Source organism: Microbulbifer maximicatervae (SeqCode), assembly GCF_052467505.1.
The window spans coordinates 4745034-4767319 of sequence record NZ_CP174313.1 but is presented as its reverse complement, the minus strand read 5'-3'; the positions used below and the strand labels follow the sequence as shown (position 1 = coordinate 4767319).

The following is a 22286-nucleotide window of genomic DNA, read 5'->3' as shown; positions in this document are numbered from 1 at the left end:
TGCGGCAGGAATTGCCTGCCCGCCTATTTATTCTCAGTTTTCACCTACCTTTTGCAATGGAACACTGATCCATTGCAAAAGGGTTTTCTACCGGTGAACAATCACTACGACCTCGCCGTAATTGGGGGTGGCAATGCCGCTCTGTGCGCAGCGATAACTGCTGCCGAACTTGGGGCCAAGGTGATTATCCTGGAAACTGCCCCCAAGCCCTATCGAGGCGGCAATTCCCGCCACACCAGGGATATACGCTGTATGCACCGAGGCCCCCTGGGTCCACTGGAAGGTGATTACAGTGAAGACGAGTACTATGAAGACCTGCTAAAGGTTACCGGGGGTAAAACCAATGAGCAGTTAGCTCGGCTGGTTATACGCTCATCAGAAAAAGCGCTTCCCTGGATGCAAAAGCACGGCGTTCATTTCCAGCCGCCTCTGTCCGGCACTCTATCCCTCACACGTACTAATGCCTTTTTCCTCGGCGGCGGTAAGTCCCTGGTTAACGCCTATTACCGAACTGCAGACAAATTAGGCATTGATGTGCTGTATCGGGCACACGTTAAGCACCTGCAGCTGAAAGGCAATCTTATTGCTCGTGTCGACTATGTTTACGAGGGACAGCAATACCAAATTGAACCCAGGTCAGTTGTAGCAGCCTCCGGCGGATTCGAAGCCAACCTTGAGTGGTTGGAAAAAGCCTGGGGCCCAGCTGCCGAAAATTTCCTGATACGCGGAACACCTTATAACCGGGGTGTGGTCTTGGAAGATTTACTGGAGCAAGGCGTGCAGTCCGTCGGAGATCCCACCCAGTGCCATGCAGTGGCAATTGACGGGCGAGCCCCGAAGTTTGATGGGGGCATAGTAACCCGCCTGGATTGTGTCCCCTTTTCCATCGTCGTTAACAAGGATGCCCAGCGCTTTTATGACGAGGGAGAAGATATTTGGCCCAAACGCTATGCCATCTGGGGCCGCCTTGTCGCACAACAGCCAGACCAGGTGGCTTTTGCAATTATCGACTCCAAGTCTTTAAAAATGTTTATGCCGTCAGCATTCCCTCCTACCGAGGCGAATACCTTGGAGGAACTCGCGGAAAAAACCGGTTTACCCTCTGAAAAACTGATCGATACCATAGCAACCTTCAATGCTGCTTGTGGCAGTAGTGACGCTTTTCACCCCACCGAGCTGGATAGTGTCGCCACTACCGGCCTGACACCAGAAAAAACTAATTGGGCCCGCCCCATCAGCGAGCCACCATTTTACTGCTATAGCTTACGCACCGGGGTTACCTTCACTTATCTGGCGCTTAAGATTGATGAGAATGCCCAGTGCAGCACTGCCACAGGGCCGGTAAAAAACTTGTGGGCTGCAGGGGAAACCATGGCCGGGTCAATCCTAAGTCAGGGATATCTGGCTGGGTTGGGTATGATGATCGGCACCGTTTTTGGGCGTATTGCTGGCAGGGAAGCCGCTAACTATGCAAATGGATAATTTGGAAGAGGCACGGCGGCAAGCAGAAATCTGTAATGCCTGTCGCTATTGCGAGGGCTACTGCGCCGTTTTTCCAGCACTTCAACTACACCGCTCTTTCTCAGAGGGAACCATCACCCAGTTGGCCAATCTCTGCCACAACTGCCGAGGTTGTTACTACGCCTGCCAGTATACCGATCCCCACGAATTCAATATCAATATTCCCCAAGTCATGGCCGAAGCGCGACAGAAAAGCTGGGAGACTTTTGCCTGGCCGGGAGGTATTGCCAGAATTTTCCAAAAACGCGGCAGTCTGATCGCCCTGGCTACTATCATCGGATTTGCCGTTATCTTTTATGTAATAAGAGCACTGAAACCCAGTGGTGGCGAGGGCTTCTACGCAGTTATTTCTCATGCCACTATGACCGCTATCTTTTTACCTGCTTTTCTGTATCCGCTGCTTAGCCTGGGGATAAGTTTGCGTCGCTACTGGAGAAAAGTCGGCGGGAAAAAAATTACCTGGGAGCACTTTAGGAGCGCATTAATTTCCGCAGGGAAATTAAAGAATTTATCCGGTGGCCACGGGGATGGATGTAACTTCGAAGAGGAAGACCGATTCAGCAACCAGCGAAGATACGCACACCAAGCTGTTCTATACGGCTTCTTATTGTGCTTTGCAGCTACCTGTTCGGGCACAGTAATGTACTACTTTTTAAATATGCCTGGTCCCTACCCGATTTTTTCTATACCCAAATTACTTGGCATCCCCGGTGGCTTACTCATATTAGTTGGGTGCAGCAAGCTCATCCGACTAAAACTCAAAGCTGATCCAGAACTGGGCTCGGCAAGGGTTTGGAGTGGGGAGATGGGGTTTGTTGGCCTGCTGTTATTTATCGCTCTCAGCGGTCTATTACTATTTGCCCTGGGGGGAACAGCTGCACTACCCCTACTATTGGATTTACACTTGGGTGCAGTTCTCGCTTTTTTTTTACTTACGCCCTACACCAAAATGGCTCATGGTTTTTATCGGATGGCAGCTTTGATTCGTGATGCTCAAATAAAACCTGAAAATTAAAAGCAAGCCCTTACTACATTACCAATCAAAATTAATTCCGAAGTAAATTGAGCGAGGCTCTCCGGGGAAATAGCGGCTACCACTAAAACTACTGTAATCCGCGCGCTCAGCGTAGGCTTTATCGGTAATATTCAGTATTCGAGTAGAAATTTCATATTGTTTCCACTGCCAGGCCAAATGGAGGTTCAGTAAGTCATGTCCTGGATACCGATGAGCATTTTGAGGATCTGTAAAATAGCTACCCTGATGTAACCATTCAAGCTCCGCTGATACCAAAGAATTCGGGGACCAGTGAAGTCGGTAGCTACCAAAGGTCTTTGGCGCAGAATCTACAAGCTTTCCATCCAGTTCTACACCTTGCAACTCCCTTTGATCTGCATAGCGATGTTCTGCATAGCTGGTACTCACCTCTAGCCGTAAGCTTTCAGTGAATTCATAATCGACAGCCAACTCAACTCCCCAGTGCCGCGTTTTGCCATTGGACTGGTTAAAATAGTCGGCATCACGAAATATTACATTCTCCTTTTTCATCGTATAAGCCACCCACTCATATGACAAAGAGTCACCTATTTTCCTCAGCCCTACTTCAAAGCTATTAATTTCCTCTGGATCCAGCTCTGCTACCATCTGCTCTCGCTGTAATCGATATAACTCTGTCGCTTGGGGCACACGATAACCCTGGGCAAGTTGGGTAAATAGTTGAAATTCACTATCTAACTGTAACAGAGCACCCAGTTTGGGGGAGATATTGCTAAATCCATCTTTTCGGTCACTCGGTCGGCTAAACCGGCAGCCGCCGAAGTCACAAGCCATTCCATTTTCATCGGTACGCCCGGAGAGCATGTTATTGTCGTAATTGTAACGTGCAGACTCAAACCTCACTCCGCCAGTAATTTCTAATTTATCACTAACCTGCCAGTTTACCGATGCGTAAGGAGCGAGATTCCAAGCCGTCACTTCGTAATCATAGTGCTTCCCCACAGGAATCGTCGCCTGAAGAAATTCAGATCCCTCGGTAGTACTCTCTTGCACCTCCAAGAGATATCCCTCGCTTAATTCAGTATCAATACCCGAAACCAGATTCAGTTTTTTATCCAGCTCAAGATAATAACCAGTTCTAATTCCAATACTTTCCTGACCATTTTCTTCCAAAGGCTGGCCCGGTAAATAATGTTGCAGAAAACGCATTTTGGTTTTTCGAAAATACGGCGACAACTGTATTTGGCTATCACGATTAATAGGTAAATCGATCAGGGAATACATCCTGATAGCATAGGCATCCCGAAATGCCTCTGGGTTGGGGTTTGTACGGCTCAATCGAGGATCTCGATAAGCGCTCTCTCCCTCAACGTAACCCGCAGTTTCCTGGTTCAGGTTTGTAGCTACCAAACGGGTTCGAACCCTGCTATCTCCGATGTGGCTAACATACTGAACACTGGCTTTTTGCTGATCCACACCGGAGTGATCTCTATAGCCACCATCGGTCGTCAGATACAAATCCGTACTTATTCCATCACCTTCAGTATTAAAACGATGATTCGCCGACACACCCACTCGGTAATAATCGTGAGGCCCCGTCTCAACATTGAGTAATCCACCCTCATCCTCAACAGGGTCACGGCTAATAATATTGATCAATCCATGCAGGGCATTTGATCCATATAGCGTACCAGCAGGCCCTCTTATGACTTCGATATGACGTGCTGTCTCACTAAAAGATTCAAATAACTCATTAATATTGCAAAAGCCATTTGCTCGCAGAGGAATACCATCCTCTGCTGTCAGAACTCCCCCACAAGCTCCCGCACCCGTCAGTACTGGGGAGCGCAGGGCAGGCAGATATTCCTGCCCATTTCCTCGAGCCAGATTTGCTCCGGGCACACTCGCCAAGCTTTGTTGGATATGGGTGTTACCCGCTTTCTTGAGCACATCATTATCGACAACAGAAATACTCTCTACCCGCTCCGCAATGCCCTGAGCATACCTGCCCGCTGTAACAACCAGGATCTCTATCTTTGTCTCATTACCATACGAAAAGTCAGAGAGGAAACATAACCAGACAGACACAAAAAATAATAAGGCTCCTTTTATTCCATGGATCATTTTCAACTTGGCCAAACTCCCTATAACTGATTTTATTTTTATCGTCGGATACTTCCCTTCAAACCTGATTATATCGGAAGTTGCAGCTGCTAAAGAAAAGTATGATCTGCCGCTTGGCCTGCCCCAAGCCTCATAAAAAGCGTTTCCTCCATTCTCAGCTATATCTTTTCTATTGACCCTCCAATATGTTTATCAACAAGCAAGCGTCACAAGCGGCGCTGAAGTTGAAATCCCCAAAGCTATTTTTAAAGGAATATCATGGCCTGGTTCTACTTAATACTCGCCGGACTATGCGAAATTGGTTGGGTGCTGGGACTGAAAATTTCACAGGGCAGTAACACCCGCCTTCTGGGTGTGGTTATGGCTGTGGTATTTATTGGGGTCAGTGGATTTCTTCTATGGCTGGCGCAGCGGGAGATACCTATTGGTACTTCCTATGCGGTCTGGACTGGAATTGGTGCCGCCGGAGCCTTTGCGGTAGGGGTGCTGTTCTTTGGAGACTCCACCAGCCTTGGACGCTACCTGGGAGTTTTGCTCATTATCTTAGGCGTTGTCACGTTAAAACTCTCTCATTAATTGAGAAGCACCCGGGAAAGTTCCCGGGCGCCAGTTCTATTAATCCTCTGAATATTTGTGTTTACGTGCCTGGTTTTGCACAGATCGATACATCTGGGATAGCGCTCTCTCCCCTGCCCGCTTCTGCGCGAGAGTTTGACCGTTACGGCTTAGTTCCTGTTGCAGTTTTTGCCAATTGCGCAAGCGCCGATCATCCAGCGAATCGCCCGTTATTGCCTCTTGTACCGCACAGCCTGGCTCTGACTGGTGCTGGCAGTCAGAAAAGCAACACTCTCTGGACAAGGCCTCGATATCAGAAAAAGTCTCCGCCACGCCATCTTCAACATGCACCAATCCTAGCTCCCGCATTCCAGGGCTATCGAGTAACAGCGCTCCCCAACTCAGGGAGTGAAGAGAGCGTTTCCGTGTAGTGTGACGTCCTTTACTATCGGCTTCGCGAATGGTCCCAGTCTCAGCCAGGGGTTCGCCATACAGCGCATTTAGCAAAGTGGATTTACCCACTCCAGAAGAACCTAACAGCGCGATAGTTTCCCCAGGTAAGCACCACTGGCGCAGCTGTGCCACGCTTTCTCGATCCAGGCTATTTACCATTGCAGCGGGTAATTCGCCGAATGGACGCAATGCCTGAAGAAAAGGGGCTGTATCTTCACACAGATCGGTCTTAGTCAGTATCAGGTGTGGGCTGCAACCAGACTCCCGAGCCAGAGCCAAATAGCGCTCAATACGTGAGAGGTTAAAGTCATCATTCAGAGACGAAACAATAAAAACACTATCGACATTGGCGGCGATCATCTGCACCTGATGCCCCCCAGGTGCCATGCGCTCAAACTGGCTGCTGCGGCTCAACAAACGCACGAAATATCCACTGCTCTTCTCTAACAACAGCCAATCCCCCACCGCGGGCAAATTAGCCACAAGACTCCCAGTTAGGGGAAGGGACACAGCCCCCTGCTCGCCGGCCAACTCCAGGCGACTGCGGTGTACAGCCATAACCCGCAGCGGCAAACACTGCTCGAGTTCTTCGAGCGTCAGCTGCTGTTGGAAAAAAGACTTCCAACCGAGTTTTTGCAGTGGAGAAGCTTCCCGCTCAATTTTGATAGATGGGGATTTAGTGCCGAATCTATTAACAGACCGGCGGGTAAAGTGAGATTTACTCAAGATTGAAACCCTCTGGGCGCAACAAAGCACCAAGCGACCGCACATACGCGGCCAACAGAGCTTTCTCAGGGAAAGCCCGACGTCTAGGAATCTATCGCCGGGCGTGGGCAGCTGGAGGCTGCTACTGGACCCGACGGAGGGTTGCAACAATCATCAATCATCCTCCGCAGTTATTGAGTTCTGGATTCCGCCATAGTACCTGGCGGGTTATGGGCAAATTAGCACTACCCGGGGATAGGAGCAAGGATAAAGCCGGGAAGCCTCTTAGTAATTGCCCCGCCACAAAAAGCAAAGCCGGCAAAAGCCGGCCTTCGAATCCGATTACAGCGAGTGCATCACCTTTCTCGACTCACCATAACCCGATCAGTTGAGTATAGATCCGGCTTTTTCTTTCGCCATCGCGTTTACTCGAAAAGCATCTTCTCCTGCGGGTGTTTCCACCAAGTGACGAATTTATAAAGGTTTTATGACACCCCCAACCACCTCCCCCAGACCTCCACCTCCTCGGGGTGGGAGGCCGTCAATGCGTGACTACGATTCAATACCAATTGAGAGAACCGCAACAAGTACAAAAAAAAAGGGAAGCGCTATGCCAACAACAAAATTTACAGGGCCCGGCACAAAGGCCGGGCTGATTCTGGGGGCAGTCTTCTGCTCCATCCAAATACCGGTGTGGGCATCTGACACACCAGACCCCACAGAGGTCAATATTCCCGGCAACCTACAAAGCCAACTGGGCTGCGATGGCGACTGGCAACCAGGTTGTGTCGCCACCCTGCTCAGCTATGACAGCGAAGACGACAAATGGCAAGGCAACTTTTGGATACCCGCCGGCAACTGGGAGTACAAAGCCGCTCTCAACAACAGCTGGGATGAAAATTATGGCTGGGGCGGCCAGCGGGACGGCGGTAATATTCCCCTTAGCCTGGATGAGGCCCGCGAAGTTAAATTTATCTACGACCACGAGAGTCACTGGATCACCGACAACCACAATAGCGTGGTCGCCACTGTAGCCGGCAACTTCCAATCCCTGCTGGGGTGCCCGGGAGACTGGCAACCCGGTTGCCTGCGCAGCTGGATGCAGGATGCCGATGGAGATGGCACCTACACCTTTATCACCTCAGCGCTTCCTGCCGGCTCCTATGAATTCAAGGTAGCCCTGCACGAAGGCTGGGAGGAGAGCTACGGCAACAATGGAGCCAACGTCAGCTTTACCGTGGCTGCCGATTACGATGAAATCTACTTTGCTTTTGACTCGAATAGTAAAGAAGTCACCGTCAGCAGTGATGGCTTCGCCAAGGGTGACCTGAGCAGCGATAAAGCTCACTGGGTGGATAGCAGCAGCTTTGCCTGGGATATCCAGGTGCAGGAAGGCACCAAGGTTAAATTGCACTACAGCAACACCGCCGAGCTAAAACTGGAGGACGGTGATATCCGTTCCGATGGCACCATCGATCTCACCCCTCTCGCCACCCTGCCCGACAGCGCCCAACAAAAATTCCCGCACCTGGCCAGTTTCAGTGCCTGGCAATTGCCGGGGCAGGCTTCCACTGGTGATCTGGTCACCCAGCAGCTGGCCCTCGCCGCTTACGATGCGGAGGGCACGTTACTGGATGCGACTGGTGTGCAGATGGCAGGCGCGCTCGATGATCGCTTCTACTACGACGGTGAACTCGGTGCCCGTGTCGGCGAGGAGAATATCCAGCTCGATCTTTGGGCTCCCACCGCACGGGCAGTAAAGCTGCACCTGTTTACAGACTCCAGCAGCGATAGCGCCGATCAGGTGGTATCCATGCTGCGCGATGAATCTACCGGGGTTTGGAGTGCCGATATCGACAAGCAGTGGGACCGCAGTTTTTATCTCTATGAGGTCGAGGTGTACTCCTACTTCAGCCGCCAGATTGAAACCAACCTGGTCACCGACCCCTATTCCCTGAGCCTCTCCATCAATAGTGGCAAAAGCCAGATCATTAACCTGAATGACCGGGACCTGAAGCCGCGCGGTTGGGATCGCCTGCGCAAGCCCAGGTTAACCCAGCCGGAAGATATCAGTGTCTACGAGCTGCACGTACGCGATTTCAGTATTGTGGATCAAACTGTCCCCGAAACAGAGCGCGGCACCTTCAAGGCTTTCACCCGCAAGCACAGCGACGGCATGCGCCACCTCAATAAATTGGCCCGCGCCGGCCTCACCCATATCCACCTGCTGCCGGCCTTTGACTTTGCCACAGTCAATGAGGATCGCACGCAGCAGCAGCAAACACCGGACCTCTCAGACTACGCGCCGGACAGCAGCGAGCAGCAGGCCCAGGTAGATGCGATTCGCGATACCGATGGCTTTAACTGGGGCTACGATCCATTGCACTACACGGTCCCCGAAGGCAGCTATAGCAGCGCTCCCGATGGACCTGCGCGCATTCGCGAATTCCGTCAAATGGTGCAAGGGTTATCTCACTCCGGCCTGCGACTGGTGATGGACGTGGTTTACAACCACACCAGCTCCTATGGCCAATACGACAACTCCGTACTCGATAAAATCGTCCCCGGCTATTACCACCGCCGCAATCTGGAGGGCGGAGTGGAGATGAGCAGCTGCTGCGCAAATACCGCCAGTGAGCACGCCATGATGGAAAAGCTGATGATCGATTCCCTGGTCACCTGGGCCCGGTCCTACAAGGTGGACAGCTTCCGTTTCGATCTGATGGGACATCACAGCCTCGACAATATCCTCAAGGCGCAAGCGGCACTGCAATCACTGACCCCGGCAGCCGATGGTGTCGATGGCAACGCTATCTATTTGTACGGTGAAGGCTGGAATTTTGGCGAGGTGGCTGACGATGCTCGCTTTGTACAGGCCCGCCAGGGCAATATGGCCGGCAGCGGTGTCGGCACCTTTAACGATCGCCTGCGCGATTCCGTGCGTGGCGGCAACCCCTTCGGAGGCTTTGAGGAGCAGGGCTTTGGTACCGGTCTGTTCACCGACAGCAACGGTAAGTTTGAGGGAGAAGATGAGCGTGCCACACTGCTAACCCTGGCAGATAAAGTCCGCGTTTCCCTCGCCGGCAACCTGGCGGATTATCCTTTTGAAGATGCCAACGGCAATATCATTACCGGCAGCGAGCTGGTCTATAACGGCCAGCCCACCGGCTATACCGCCGACCCGCAGGAATCCATTAATTATATTGCCGCCCACGACAACGAGACGCTGTTCGACGGAGTACAGATCAAAGCCAGCGACAGCGCCGACTTGGCTGAACGAGTGCGTATCCAGGCATTCAGTAATTCCCTGGTTCTGTTCGCCCAGGGAGTGCCGTTTATCCACGCAGGCCAGGATTTCCTGCGCTCAAAGTCGATGGATCGGGACAGTTACAACTCCGGTGACTGGTTTAATGCACTGGACTTCAGCCTCGCCACCGATAATTGGGGTGCGGGTTTACCTATCGCAGATAAAAACGAAGATAACTGGTCCCTGATGCAACCTTTACTGGCAAACCCGGAACTGGCTCCCGAGCGCCGACACCGCTTGTGGAGTTCTGCTCTATTCCGCGAGCAACTGGCGATTCGCAACAGCTCTCCCCTGTTCCGCTTGTCTGATGCAGAGTCCGTAGAGGCACACCTTAATTTCCTCAACACCGGACCCGACCAGATTCCTGGGCTGATTGTGATGGAGTTATCCGATTCCAGTGGCAGCATCGATCGCCGCTTTGAACGAATTGTGGTGCTGTTTAATGGCGATGACGAATCATTAGAATTTACCAGCGAAAACCTTATTGGTGAGTACCTATTCAAGCACCCACGTCAGCGCCGATCAGTAGACTCACGCCTGCACAAAGTAAAATTTGATAGGAGCAGCGGCACCTTTACTCTGCCCGGCCGAACTACCACAGTATTTGTGCAGCCACGCCGTAGATATTAATTCTTTATAAATTTTGAAAGGCCGGATTTTCCGGCCTTTTTTTCATTTTTTAGAAACTAATTTCCCGGCTCTCACCAAGTAATCAGCTCGCAATTGTCATATTCCGCAGATTGATTTAGCGTGTACCTAAATAATAAATAGGTGTACAAATCATGAAGCGTCTCCTTCTCTGCGGCATCGCAACTCTTCTCTCATCCGCGACACTGGCAAAAACTACTGTTATCCATGCAGGCACACTCCTCGCCGTTCCCGGTGAGAAACCTTTGCAAGAGCAAAGTGTAATTATCGAGGACGGCAAGATCAGTGCTGTCAGATCCGGTTATGTAAGCCCGGATAACGCTGAAGTCATTGATCTTAAGAATAGTTTCGTAATGCCGGGCTTAATGGATATGCACGTGCATTTACAAGGTGAGCTGGGCCCTAAAAATGATACCGAGGCTCTCAAGATGTCCATGCCGCTGACCCAGATGCGCTCGCAAATGTTTGCCATGCGAACCCTGGAGTCTGGTTTTACCACTGTGCGCGATGCTGGTAACAGTGGTGAAGAAATGTATGCGATGCGCGATGCGATCAATAAAGGTTGGGTAGATGGCCCGCGAATTGTTGCAGCCGGCAGGGTGGGAATAACTGGTGGCCACGCAGATATCAGCGGGGTCAGTCCAGAGCTAATGGAGCTGCATGATGACAAGACCAAAACTGTATGCGACGGCCCCTACGAGTGCCGACGCGCGACCCGCCATGCGATCAAATATGGTGCTGACTTTATCAAGATTACCTCTACCGGTGGTGTGCTCACCGATCGCGCTACCGGAACTGGTCAGCAGATGGAAATGGATGAGTTAAAAGAGGTGGTCCTTGCAGCCAAACGTATGGGCCGCAAGGTGGCCAGTCATGCGCATCAGGAAGAAGGCATTATCGCCGCACTGGAGGCTGGTGTAGACAGTATTGAGCACGGCACCTACGCAGGTCCCCGCGCCCATAAGTTATTTAAAGAAACCGGCGCTTATCTGGTTCCGACACTTCTCGCCGGCGATACTGTGGTACAGCTGGCAAAAAATACCGATGTCTTATCTGAGGCTCAGAAGGAAAAAGCCATTCGTGTTGGCACAGACATGCGCGGCAATTTCCGTAAAGCGGTCAATGCCGGAGTAAAAATTGCTTTCGGTACCGACTCAGGTGTATCCAAGCACGGCATCAATGCCCGCGAGGCGGTACTGATGAGTGAAGCCGGTATGGACAATATGGCCATCCTGCAATCCGCTACCGTTAACGCCGCCGACCTGATCGATATGAGCGATTCACTGGGCACCATTGAGTCCGGTAAGTACGCCGATATTATCGCCACCGATGGCTCGCCACTGGATAATATCGATGAACTTTTAGATGTGGATTTTGTGATGAAAGGGGGCAAGGTCTTTAAGAATTAAAAGCCTCTGAATAGTTTAATAGCGAAATTAAAATATTCGAACCCAGTTTTAATTAATTTCTACAAAATAAAAAAGGCCGGATAACTCCGGCCTTTTTTATTGGGGTGCTTAAAGAAAAGTGAAAGTTAGTTTTCCTCTTTTCCTTCTTCATCCTCATTTTCGATCAGGTGACCAAGTTTGCCTTTTTTAGTGGACAAATACTTGGCATTGTGGGGATTGCGCCCAGACTGGTGCGGCAGGCGCTCAGTCACATTGATGCCCAAGTCCTCCAGCGCTTTTACCTTACGCGGGTTATTGGTCATCAAGCGAATGGCATGAATACCCAGGTGTTCGATCATTGCTTTCAGAATTGAGTAATCCCGCATATCCGCGCCAAAGCCCAACTGCTCATTGGCTTCCACCGTATCCGCACCACAATCCTGCAAGTGGTAAGCGCGAATCTTATTTAACAGACCGATACCTCGGCCCTCCTGGCGGAGATAGAAAATAGCTCCACGCCCCTCCATCGCTATGCGATGCATCGCATGTTGTAGCTGGGCACCACAATCACAGCGCAGGGAGAAAAGTGCATCCCCGGTCAGGCACTCAGAATGAATACGGGCCAACAGAGGCTCTTCGGTATCGAAGTCACCCATGGTGAGTACCACGTGCTCTTTTCCGGTTTCCACTTCCTCGAAACCGTGCATCTCAAACATACCCCAAGAGGTGGGCAATTTTGAGGATTCCACAAAACGAATGGTCAACTTAATACCTCTTTAAATCAGTGTCGAGCGCGCAGTAGCAGCACGCCGCCCTGCTGTTCCATATCAACCCGACTGAGAAAACTATTGCCGAGAAGCACTACGCTGGGAAAATCATCGGAGTGTACAGTCGCATCAACATTGTGAAGCTTGATTCCGCCAATGGTTACACTGTTCAAGCTCACTTTGTAAGCCCTGGTAACCCCATTGGCAGTGGAAACCCGTATTTCTTGTGCAGTATCCAAATTCAAACCGAGACGGCGAGCGGTGGGATAATTGAAGGCAATGCTGGTAGCACCGGTATCCACCATCATCGGCACTCTCATACCATTAACCCAGGCATCCGTCATGTAATGACCCCGGCTATCAGCGGAAAGCCGTACTTCAGCTTTCGCCGCCTTGGCAAAACTTGTTGCTATAGGTGCATCCAAGGTCAGCTTTTGCTCCCGTCCAGACACACTAATCCGTGCATAACGAGTAGTCGCTTCCAACAGGGTGACACCCTCTGGGGATTTTTGTCCCGCCTTAAGAATTTTCTGGCGGCCATCAATTTCCAGCATGGCGCTATCGCCAAATAATCCCTTTAATTGAACCTGCTGTGCATTAGCACTCAGAGCAATCAAGAGACTTAAAAAAAATACAAAATAGCTGCGCATTGATCTTCCCTATCAATCTAAGCGCCCAGTACCCACGCCGTTAATTGCAGTACCAGGGACGCATAAACGGCGGCCAGTATATCGTCGAGCATAATCCCAACGCCACCTTGCACCTTGCGATCAGCCCAGCCAATGGGCGGGGGCTTGGCAATATCAAATATCCGGAAGAGGACAAAGCCGTATAGCGCCCAAGCCCAACCTGCAGGAGCCATAAACATGGTGAGCCAGTAGCCCACCATTTCATCCCAAACAATACCGCCGTGATCGTGAACTCCCATTTTCTTGGCAGCTGCACCACATAGATAGCAACCTACCACACCGGTGACAGACACAATGGCCAGATACCAGAATGGAGGCAAATCCTTCATCAACCACCAAAAAGGAATCGCTGCCAGGGTACCAAACGTACCCGGCGCTTTGGGTGCCAGCCCGGAGCCGAACCCAAATGCCAACAGTAAGGTGGGATCGCGCAACAGCTGGGAAAATGTCGGGTTGTTAATGCTCATATTATTGAATTCTCACAAAGGCACTATGGTCTACACAATGACTTAAAAGTGCCTATAGCCTGGCGATTGAGCAACCCAGGGATTGCCGTGATAGGAGCAACGTACCTGCGGCTCCCCCTCAACGAGTTTCCCTATGGGTGTAAAACCCAGTTGACGAACTTGCTCAACTGCGGCTGCCGGTGCGGTAAAACAAAGCTGGTAGTCATCCCCTCCACAGGCCGCCAGCTCTACGGCAGTATCAGCTGCCAATCGATTGGCTAGGGGGGCTATGGGCAGAGACTCCAGGTTTATTTCTGCTGCCACACCGCTCGCTTTGCAGATATGGCCCAGATCCCCCAGTAATCCGTCGGAAATATCCAACGCACTGGTAGCAATGCCTGCAATCGCGTTGGCAGTTTCTAATTGCGGCTCGGGAAAATAGAAAGCCTGCTCCGCTTCCCGCCGCACTGACTCAGTCACATTCCGCTCTGCCAAAACAACGGGCAGGGCTGCTGCGGCAGCGCCCAGTGGGCCGCTCACATAAATATTGTCGCCGACAGAAGCGCCATCCCGCCGGAGGGGCTTTTCGGTATGGCCGATCACCTGAATCGTAATGGACAAGGGGCCAGCGGTAGTGTCACCACCCACAAGGGAAACCCCAAACTTGCCAGCAGTTTCCAGCAGGCCACTGGCGAATTTCTCCAGCCAAACGGAGTCGCTATCGGGTAAGGTCAGGGCAAGGGTAAACCAGAGGGGGCGGGCATTCATTGCCGCCAGATCACTGATATTCACACGCAGTGCACGGCTCGCAACCATGAATGGGTCAGCACCTGCGGGGAAGTGACGGCCTGCTACCAGGGTGTCCATAGAAGTGGCCAGCTGCCCGCTGACAGGTGCTTGCAATAGCGCGCAGTCATCGCCAATCCCCAGGGCTACACCTTCGCCCTGGGGAGCGCGGGCGAAGTAATCGCGGATGATCTCAAACTCCCCCGGCGCTTTAGACATAATTGCTGGCTCAGCCCTTCTTGTCTGCGGCTACCTCTGCCGAGCGCAGGTCCGCAGCGGTCTTATCCAAAATGCCATTGATAAACTTGAAGGCATCGGTGGGACCAAATTTTTTCGCCAGGGCCACCGCCTCATTAATGACAACCTTGTAAGGCACATCGATACGGTTTTTCAGCTCGTAAGTGGCCATGCGCAACAGCGCGCGGGATACAGGGTCCAGGTCTTCCACTTTGCGATCCAGGTGCGACGTGTAAGCGCCCTCTACCTCATCGAGGTTTTTCGCTACGCCGTGGAAAATATCACGAAAATATTCCACGTCGGTTTTGCTCATATCATTATCGGCGTGAAACTCGGCCTCAATGGAATTAAGGCTGGCGCCGGCCATCTGCCACTGATAGAGCGCCTGCATGGCGTAGTGACGTGCCTTACGGCGGGCGGATGCAGTTACGGTCATTGTCTTTTCCGGTAGATACTTCACAGAATGGGCTGCACCGACACACCTTTTGTGCCGGCGCGCCGGCAATTAAATCTTGCCGAGTAGGGAAACCATTTCCAGGGCGGTTTCGGCAGCTTCACAACCTTTGTTGCCAGCCTTGGTGCCGGAGCGCTCGATAGCCTGCTCAATGGAGTCCACTGTCAGCACGCCAAAGGTGACGGGAATGCCAGTATTCATGGATACCTGAGCCAGGCCTTTGGTGCACTCGCCAGCCACATACTCAAAGTGCGGGGTGCCACCACGGATAACCGCACCCAGGGCAATAATGGCATCAAACTTTTTAGTCTCAGCCAGCTTCTGTGCCGCCAGGGGAAATTCGAATGCGCCCGGGGCGTAGTAGATAGTGATATCTTCATCCTTGATACCCTTGCGGCGCAGGGTGTCCAGTGCACCATCCTTTAGGCTTTCAACCACAAAGCTGTTCCAGCGGCTCACCAACAGTGCGTATTTGCCCGTACTGCCGACAAAGTCCCCTTCGATCACTTGAATATTGCTCATAATTTTCAATCCGTATTTCTTGTCCATCGCCGCCGCTATCAGGACAGTAGCGGCGCTTCAGTATTGTTACTCTTTTATTAGGGTTGCGGCGCCTCTACGTTCAGGTATTCCTCTACTTCGAGATCAAACCCGGAAATAGCACTGAACTTGAACGGTGCGCTCATCAGACGCATTTTGCGCACCTTGAGATCCCGCAGAATTTGCGAACCGGTACCTACCTGCTTGTACACCAGGTCCTGGCTAGGGCGCTGTTGCTTGCCGCTGATCAGCCAATCAATACTCTCTTCGATTTCTTCGGTGGTTTCGTTGTGGCAGATCAGTACCACAACACCCTTGCCCTCTTCTTCAATACGCTGCATCGCGCGACGGAAGGTCCACGGGGTGAATTTTTCATCGCCGCGCTGAATCGTAAGCACATCGCGCAGAGTATTTCCCACATGCACACGAACCAGGGTCGGCTCTTCTGGGGTGGGGTCGCCTTTAACAAAGGCAAAGTGGCGCTCGCGGCGGGCCTTATCGAGATAAGTGCGCAGCTTGAACTCACCGAACTCGGTGCGCACCTTGCGCTCATTAACGCACTCAACGGTTTTCTCATTCAGGGCGCGATAGGTAATCAGGTCGGCGATAGTGCCGATCTTCAGGTTGTGCTCTTTCGCGAACTTTTCCAGGTCCGGGCGGCGGGACATGGTGCCGTCTTCATTCATGATCTCAACAATCACCGCAGCCGCCTCAAAACCCGCCAGGCGGGCCAGGTCGCAACCGGCTTCGGTGTGGCCTGCGCGGCTTAATACACCGCCGGGCTGGGCCATAATGGGGAAGATATGGCCGGGCTGTACAATATCGCTGGGCTTGGCATTTCTGGCCACAGCGGCGCGAACCGTGCGCGCGCGATCGGCGGCGGAAATACCGGTGGTGACACCCTCTGCCGCCTCAATGGATACGGTGAAGTTGGTGCTGAACTGGGCTCCGTTGTCCCGCGACATCAGCGGCAGGTCCAACTGCTCACAGCGCTCTTTGGACATGGGCATACAAATCAGGCCACGGGCATGAGTGGCCATAAAGTTGATGTCTTCAGCGCGAATCTGCTCCGCAGCCATCACCAGGTCGCCCTCGTTCTCGCGATCTTCATCATCCATCAGGATTACCATTTTGCCCTGGCGGATATCGTCGATCAGTTCTTCAACCGTATTTAGTTCCATGGTTAACTCTGGATAAATTTATCAATTGCAAATAGAGCGGCTATCGCTGCTGTTTTCGCCGTGGTGCACGGCCCATCTTTAGCGCTTGTAAAACCCGTTCTGGGCCAAAAATTCGAGGGTCATGCCCCCACCACTAGGCTTGGCTGCCTCATCACCGAGGAGTAGCCGCTCCAAGTAGCGCGCAATCAGGTCCACTTCCAGGTTGACCCGAGTACCGGCGGTATAGCCGGCCATAATCGTTTCCTGCAACGTGTGTGGCACTATGGTGAGTTCAAACTCAGCCCCATCCACGGCATTGACCGTGAGGCTGGTGCCGTCGACGGTGATAGACCCTTTATGGGCAATATAGCGAGCCAGATTTTCCGGTGCGCGCAGGCGGAACCGCTCGGCGCGAGCCTCGGACTTGCGCCATACCACCTCGCCAATACCATCCACATGGCCGCTGACAATGTGTCCACCCAGGCGGGTCTGGGGTGTCAGTGCTTTTTCCAGATTGACCCGGTCGCCTTTTTTCCAGCGGCCCACCGTTGTCACATCCAGGGTTTCCGCAGAGACATCCGCCCAGTAACCATCACCGGGCAGGTCAACAACCGTGAGACAAACACCATTGGTGGCAATACTGTCCCCCAGTTGCACATCACCCAGATCCAGCTTACCGCTGCGCACACGCACACGCAGGTCGCCGCCCTGGGGTTTTAACTCTGCAATCTCGCCTAAGGCTTCAATAATTCCGGTAAACATCAGCGCTCGATATCGGTTGTTGCAGTAATGCGCCAGTCGTGACCAACTGCGCGCATATCGGTAATCGTAATCGGCAGCATCGAGCCCATACGCTCGATAGGCAGTTCAAACAGCGGTCGCCCGGTGCTACCCAGCAGTTTTGGCGCCATATAAACAATTATTTCGTCGACATGGCCCCGGTAGAGGAATTCACCAGAGAGGGTCGCACCGCTCTCTACCAAAACTTCATTGCACTGGCGTCGCGCCAACTCCTTGAGCAGGGCGAGCAGGTCTACGCGGCCCTCTTTGTCGTGGGGTAAAACCACGACTTCCGCACCCGTTTTCTCAATACGCTCGCGGCGCTCGGCCTCCGCGCGCTCTGTCGTGCACACCAATGTGGGGGCATCCCCCTGCAAAATAAAGGCTCTCGCTGGGGTGCGCAGCTGGCTGTCAACAATTACCCGCAGCGGCTGCACTTCGGCGGCTCGCTCTGCGGCCAGCATTTCCAGTGCCATTTCATCGGCGCGCACATTGAGATTGGGATTGTCGAAGCGCACCGTCTCAACCCCGGTAATCACTGCACAACTGCGAGCGCGCAGGCGCTGTACATCGGCGCGAGCCGCAGGGCCCGATACCCACTTTGATTCCCCACTGGCCATAGCGGTGCGCCCATCCAGGCTCATGGCGGATTTGCTTCGCACCAGGGGCAGTCCCAGGGTCATACGCTTGATAAAGCCGGGGTTTAGAGCGCGACACCTCTCTTCCAGGATGGGGCCTTCCACTTCGATCCCAGCATCGCGCAATATTTGCAATCCGGCACCGCTGACATTCGGATTCGGATCCTGCATTCCGTAAATAACCCGGGCCACGCCGGCCTTTACCAGCGCCTCGGCACAGGGACCTGTGCGGCCGGTATGGCTGCAGGGCTCAAGAGTGACATAAACCGTAGCCCCCTGAGCCAGGTCGCCGGCATCACTCAAGGCTTCGATCTCAGCGTGGGGTTCGCCGGCCCGCTTGTGCCAGCCTTCGCCGACAACATTGCCATCCCCGTCAGTAATCACACAGCCCACTCGCGGATTCGGCATAGTGGTGTAGAGACCGCGCTCTGCCAACTGAATAGCGCGGGCCATCAGTGCTTCCGCACTGTGTACAACAGTTTGACTCATTCTGTCTTCGATCCCTTACTGGTCAGTCGCTCAATCTCTTCTCTAAACTCGCTGACATCCTCAAAACGGCGATAGACAGAAGCAAAGCGCACATAGGCCACCTGGTCCAGCTCACGCAGCTGCTCCATCACCAATTCACCAATAGCACGCGCCGGCAACTCCCGTTCTCCGGTCGCCTGCAGGGCGTGTTTTATTTGAGATACCGCCGACTCCACCCGCTCAATACTCACCGGGCGCTTTTCCACAGCGCGCTGAATACCCGCGCGCAGCTTGTCTTCATTAAACGGCTCGCGCTGGCCGTTTTGCTTGATCACTCGCGGCAGCAGCAGCTCCGCAGTTTCAAATGTGGTAAACCTCTCGTGGCACTCCAGGCACTCGCGCCGGCGGCGTACTTGGTCGCCCTCAGCCACCAATCGGGAATCGACTACTTTTGTTTCTTCTGCGCTGCAGAACGGACAGTGCATGTGGGATTATCCCCGGAATGGAAAATGGGCCGCAGTTTACCACAGCCGTTGCACTGTGTGACCGCGGCACGCACAGCCACAGTGCATCGCAAATTCAACATGGACACATAAAAAAAGCGGCTCTATGAGCCGCTTTTTTGTCAGCAATGCTGATCAGCCTTTTTTATACACAGGAAACTCTGCGCAAATACCCAGAACCTTCTGCTTCACATCGGCGATAGTGGCTTCAACATCACCTTTCTCCAGTGCGTCCAGCACGTCGCAGATCCAGTGAGTGAGCTGTTGGGTTTCCTTTACACCAAAGCCGCGAGTGGTAATTGCCGGGGTACCAACACGCAGGCCGCTGGTAATGAAAGGAGAGCGCGGGTCGTTAGGTACCGCGTTCTTATTAACGGTGATGTTGGCATTACCCAGGGCTTCATCCGCATCTTTACCGGTGTACTCTTTACCAATCAGGTCAACCAGCATCAGGTGATCATCGGTCCCACCGGATACAATGTTGATACCGCGATCGAGGAAGGTCTCCGCCATTGCGCGGGCATTTTCCACAACCTTCTTCTGGTAGGCCTTGTATTCGGGGGTCATGGCCTCTTTGAAAGAAACCGCTTTCGCCGCGATCACATGCATCAGCGGGCCACCCTGGCCACCGGGGAATACGGCGGAGTTGAGCTTCTTCTCAATTTCTTCGTTGGCGCGCGCCAGGATGATACCGCCGCGCGGGCCGCGCAGGGTTTTGTGAGTAGTAGAAGTCACAACATCGGCGTGGGAGATTGGGGAGGGATACTCACCAGCGGCAACCAGACCTGCAATGTGAGCCATATCCACAAACAGGTAAGCACCCACTTTGTCAGCGATCTCGCGGAAACGCGCCCAATCCATCACTCGGCTATAGGCAGAGAAACCAGCCACGATCATCTTCGGCTTGTGCTCAAGCGCCAGGCGCTCAACTTCCTCGTAATCCACTTCGCCAGTTTCCGGGTTCAGACCGTACTGCACTGCATTGTAGATCTTGCCGGAAAAGTTAACGCGGGCACCGTGGGTAAGGTGGCCACCGTGGGCCAGACTCATGCCCAGTACAGTGTCACCTGGGGCGCAGAGCGCCTGGTAAACAGCCGCATTAGCCTGTGATCCTGAGTGCGGCTGCACATTGGCGTAGTCAGCACCAAACAGCTCCTTGGCGCGCTCAATGGCCAGGGTTTCCACTTTGTCCACGTACTCACAACCGCCGTAATAACGCTTGCCTGGATAGCCCTCGGCATACTTGTTAGTCAGGCTGCTGCCCTGAGCTTCCATTACCATTGGGCTGGTGTAGTTCTCAGAGGCGATTAACTCGATATGGTCTTCCTGACGAGAGTCTTCCTCCTGGATGGCTTCCCAAATTTCCGGGTCGTAAGAAGCTAAAGTGACAGATGAATCAAACATGGTGTTCCCTCGGTAAAGCGGGCTTGAGTAGAGGCTTGTAAAACTCGATACCACAGCGCCCAGACTTATGAGTAGGACCAAAGGCTCCCAGCGTGGGATGGCCCTACTGCTCAATGCATTCTGGGCATTTTAGAAAGGCGCGCATTGTACACCAAGGGCAGCATGAATGCGCAAATGCAGAGACGTGGCGGGACCAACCCGTCCACCTTGAAAAGACGGTCAGAATTTGTACACCACAGAGCCAGACCAGTAATTCACGTCGGACTCAATGATGGTGTAATCCAGTTCCAGGGTCGCCTCGTCGGTCAGTTTGAAACCAGCCCCGAGCCCGGCAGATGCCCCGTTATCCGAGTACTCTTTCTCCCAATTATCTATCTCCAACTCCTCATGGAGGTAGCCGATACGACCTTTCAGATAAATGTTGCCCGGGCTGCGGTAGGTGGCATAAACAGCTTGTGTTGCCAGGGAGTAGTTGTAATCGTACCAGTAGTAGTCGAACTCACCATCAATGACAGAGTCGGTGACTTCTGCCTCGAATCCCCAGCCAGAACCCCAGGTATAACCGGCTCGAATCCCCCCATTTAAAGGACTCTCCCCCCTGGCATCAACATCCAAAACACCGAAAACGCCACCGATATACGCACCCTGCCCATAAGCGGTAGCGGAACACAACAGAGCGGTAACTGCAGCCATTGCCTTGAGATTAAAGCCCACCATCTTCCCCTTAAATCTCGAAGTCTGATCAAAGGGCAGGGATTATAGGGGCACAATCAACTGGCACAAGTGTTCACTTAGACAGGTCAGTATGTAACCTGGGAGCTTTTAAAAAGAGGCGTCACCATTAGTCAAACTTAGGAAAGGGGCAATTAAAATCTCAAGCTAAACCCGCCTGACCAATAACTGACATCCTTCTCTAATACGGTGTACTCAAGCTCCAGATGATAAATTTCATTCAGGCTATAACCAATTCCAGCCCCTAAGCTGACACCCAAGTCATCACTACTTGCGCTGCCAACAGAAACGTCTTCATAGAGAAGGCCCAGGCGTCCTTTCAGGTACCAGTCCCCCTCTGTTCTGTAAGTCGCATAAGTAGCAAGAGTGCGTATGTCTACATCCACATTCCGACCATAAGCCTCAGTCTCACCACTTAATAGTGAACTGGTATATTCACCTTCCACCCCAAAACCCGAGGCCCGCACATAACCTGCTCGCAGTCCCAAATTCAGTGGATTATCGACCCCCTTGAAATCAAAATCTGTTATTCCGGCCACGCCCCCCCAGTAGGCGCCCTCGGCAATTGCGCCCGCTGAAACAACGAGTGCCAGCATACCTATACCAGCCTTAACTATTTTCATTAACACTCCCATCCTTTTGCATTAACTTTGTCGTGACACATAAATAGAGCGCTGCGGAATAATTCGATGACAACCTACGACTTCAGCACCAATAAATTTATTGAACAACGGGAAACATCGCAGCATGCTTAAATGTGCAACAACACGTCATTAGAAATTATTAAAATATGAAGGATCAGACACACCCTTATCTAGGTCCGACAGAAGAGCGTACTTGTGGAAAAAACTGAAGAAAGGGCTACTCGAAAATAGGTTTAATTTATCTTGTGGTCAAATACAACGAGGTACAGATAAGAGTTGACCCAAGGAATTCAGCGGCATGGTCAGCCTCATACCTATTGATAACCCCAGCCCTCCCCTGAGT

At 52.5% G+C, this 22286-nt stretch carries 20 protein-coding genes; 5 read left to right on the top strand and 15 right to left on the bottom strand.

Going from position 1 to position 22286, the window contains the following annotated elements:
* Positions 1-72: 72 nt before the first annotated feature.
* Both tcuA and tcuB read left to right on the top strand, forming a co-directional pair.
* Complete coding sequence (gene tcuA / locus ACJJIN_RS20960) at positions 73-1482, top strand: FAD-dependent tricarballylate dehydrogenase TcuA (protein WP_444896059.1); 1410 nt, start codon at positions 73-75, stop codon at positions 1480-1482.
* Positions 1469-2536: a tricarballylate utilization 4Fe-4S protein TcuB gene (gene tcuB / locus ACJJIN_RS20955; RefSeq protein ID WP_444896058.1), complete on the top strand. Its 1068-nt coding sequence runs from the start codon at positions 1469-1471 to the stop codon at positions 2534-2536. The genes tcuA and tcuB overlap by 14 nt, the downstream gene beginning before the upstream one ends.
* Positions 2537-2554: 18 nt before the next feature.
* Here the strand turns inward: tcuB and ACJJIN_RS20950 are convergent, their stop codons facing one another.
* Complete coding sequence (locus ACJJIN_RS20950) at positions 2555-4603, bottom strand: TonB-dependent receptor (protein ID WP_444896057.1); 2049 nt, start codon at positions 4601-4603, stop codon at positions 2555-2557.
* Between the two features lie 294 nt (positions 4604-4897).
* Between ACJJIN_RS20950 and ACJJIN_RS20945 the strand changes: the two genes are divergently transcribed.
* Positions 4898-5215, top strand: a complete 318-nt coding sequence (locus tag ACJJIN_RS20945) for a DMT family transporter (RefSeq protein ID WP_108734565.1) — start codon at positions 4898-4900, stop codon at positions 5213-5215.
* A 39-nt stretch (positions 5216-5254) separates the two neighbouring features.
* On the opposite strand, the gene rsgA is transcribed toward ACJJIN_RS20945, so the two are convergent.
* A complete protein-coding gene (gene rsgA / locus ACJJIN_RS20940) occupies positions 5255-6373 on the bottom strand; it encodes a ribosome small subunit-dependent GTPase A (RefSeq protein WP_444896056.1) in 1119 nt (372 codons plus the stop codon).
* A gap of 589 nt (positions 6374-6962) precedes the next feature.
* Between rsgA and pulA the strand changes: the two genes are divergently transcribed.
* Together pulA and ACJJIN_RS20930 are read left to right on the top strand one after the other, a co-directional pair.
* On the top strand, positions 6963-10289 hold the full coding sequence (gene pulA, locus ACJJIN_RS20935; protein ID WP_444896055.1) for a pullulanase-type alpha-1,6-glucosidase: 3327 nt from the start codon (positions 6963-6965) through the stop codon (positions 10287-10289).
* A 152-nt stretch (positions 10290-10441) separates the two neighbouring features.
* Positions 10442-11716, top strand: coding sequence for an amidohydrolase family protein (locus ACJJIN_RS20930; protein WP_413663381.1), 1275 nt, complete (start codon positions 10442-10444; stop codon positions 11714-11716).
* Positions 11717-11841: 125 nt separating this feature from the next.
* Here ACJJIN_RS20930 and ribA read toward each other — a convergent pair whose 3' ends face one another.
* From ribA to ACJJIN_RS20865, 13 genes are all read right to left on the bottom strand, one after another.
* Positions 11842-12459 (bottom strand): GTP cyclohydrolase II, encoded by a 618-nt coding sequence (ribA, locus tag ACJJIN_RS20925; protein ID WP_108734569.1) that lies wholly within the window; start codon positions 12457-12459, stop codon positions 11842-11844.
* Positions 12460-12476: 17 nt separating this feature from the next.
* A complete protein-coding gene (locus ACJJIN_RS20920; protein WP_444896054.1) occupies positions 12477-13112 on the bottom strand; it encodes a retropepsin-like aspartic protease family protein in 636 nt (211 codons plus the stop codon).
* A gap of 17 nt (positions 13113-13129) precedes the next feature.
* Positions 13130-13618 (bottom strand): phosphatidylglycerophosphatase A family protein, encoded by a 489-nt coding sequence (locus ACJJIN_RS20915; protein ID WP_444896053.1) that lies wholly within the window; start codon positions 13616-13618, stop codon positions 13130-13132.
* Positions 13619-13660: 42 nt separating this feature from the next.
* Positions 13661-14602 carry a thiamine-phosphate kinase gene (gene thiL, locus ACJJIN_RS20910; protein WP_444896052.1) on the bottom strand — a complete coding sequence of 314 codons (942 nt, stop codon included), beginning with the start codon at positions 14600-14602 and terminating at the stop codon, positions 13661-13663.
* A 10-nt stretch (positions 14603-14612) separates the two neighbouring features.
* The gene (gene nusB / locus ACJJIN_RS20905) at positions 14613-15056 is read right to left on the bottom strand and encodes a transcription antitermination factor NusB (RefSeq protein ID WP_282931196.1); all 444 of its coding nucleotides are present in this window, start codon (positions 15054-15056) and stop codon (positions 14613-14615) included.
* A 69-nt stretch (positions 15057-15125) separates the two neighbouring features.
* On the bottom strand, positions 15126-15596 hold the full coding sequence (ribH, locus tag ACJJIN_RS20900; protein WP_108735355.1) for a 6,7-dimethyl-8-ribityllumazine synthase: 471 nt from the start codon (positions 15594-15596) through the stop codon (positions 15126-15128).
* Between the two features lie 77 nt (positions 15597-15673).
* On the bottom strand, positions 15674-16795 hold the full coding sequence (ribBA, locus tag ACJJIN_RS20895) for a bifunctional 3,4-dihydroxy-2-butanone-4-phosphate synthase/GTP cyclohydrolase II (protein WP_413663385.1): 1122 nt from the start codon (positions 16793-16795) through the stop codon (positions 15674-15676).
* A 78-nt stretch (positions 16796-16873) separates the two neighbouring features.
* The gene (locus ACJJIN_RS20890) at positions 16874-17536 is read right to left on the bottom strand and encodes a riboflavin synthase (RefSeq protein ID WP_108734575.1); all 663 of its coding nucleotides are present in this window, start codon (positions 17534-17536) and stop codon (positions 16874-16876) included.
* Entirely contained in the window at positions 17536-18681 is a 1146-nt protein-coding gene (gene ribD, locus ACJJIN_RS20885) for a bifunctional diaminohydroxyphosphoribosylaminopyrimidine deaminase/5-amino-6-(5-phosphoribosylamino)uracil reductase RibD (protein ID WP_444892065.1), read from the bottom strand. Before ribD ends, ACJJIN_RS20890 begins: the two co-directional genes overlap by 1 nt.
* Positions 18678-19145, bottom strand: coding sequence for a transcriptional regulator NrdR (gene nrdR, locus ACJJIN_RS20880; protein WP_108734577.1), 468 nt, complete (start codon positions 19143-19145; stop codon positions 18678-18680). Before nrdR ends, ribD begins: the two co-directional genes overlap by 4 nt.
* A gap of 153 nt (positions 19146-19298) precedes the next feature.
* Positions 19299-20567, bottom strand: a complete 1269-nt coding sequence (gene glyA, locus ACJJIN_RS20875; protein ID WP_108734578.1) for a serine hydroxymethyltransferase — start codon at positions 20565-20567, stop codon at positions 19299-19301.
* Between the two features lie 219 nt (positions 20568-20786).
* Positions 20787-21284, bottom strand: a complete 498-nt coding sequence (locus ACJJIN_RS20870) for a porin family protein (protein ID WP_444896051.1) — start codon at positions 21282-21284, stop codon at positions 20787-20789.
* 149 nt (positions 21285-21433) lie between these two features.
* Positions 21434-21922, bottom strand: a complete 489-nt coding sequence (locus ACJJIN_RS20865) for an outer membrane beta-barrel protein (RefSeq protein WP_444896050.1) — start codon at positions 21920-21922, stop codon at positions 21434-21436.
* Between the last annotated feature and the right edge of the window lie 364 nt (positions 21923-22286).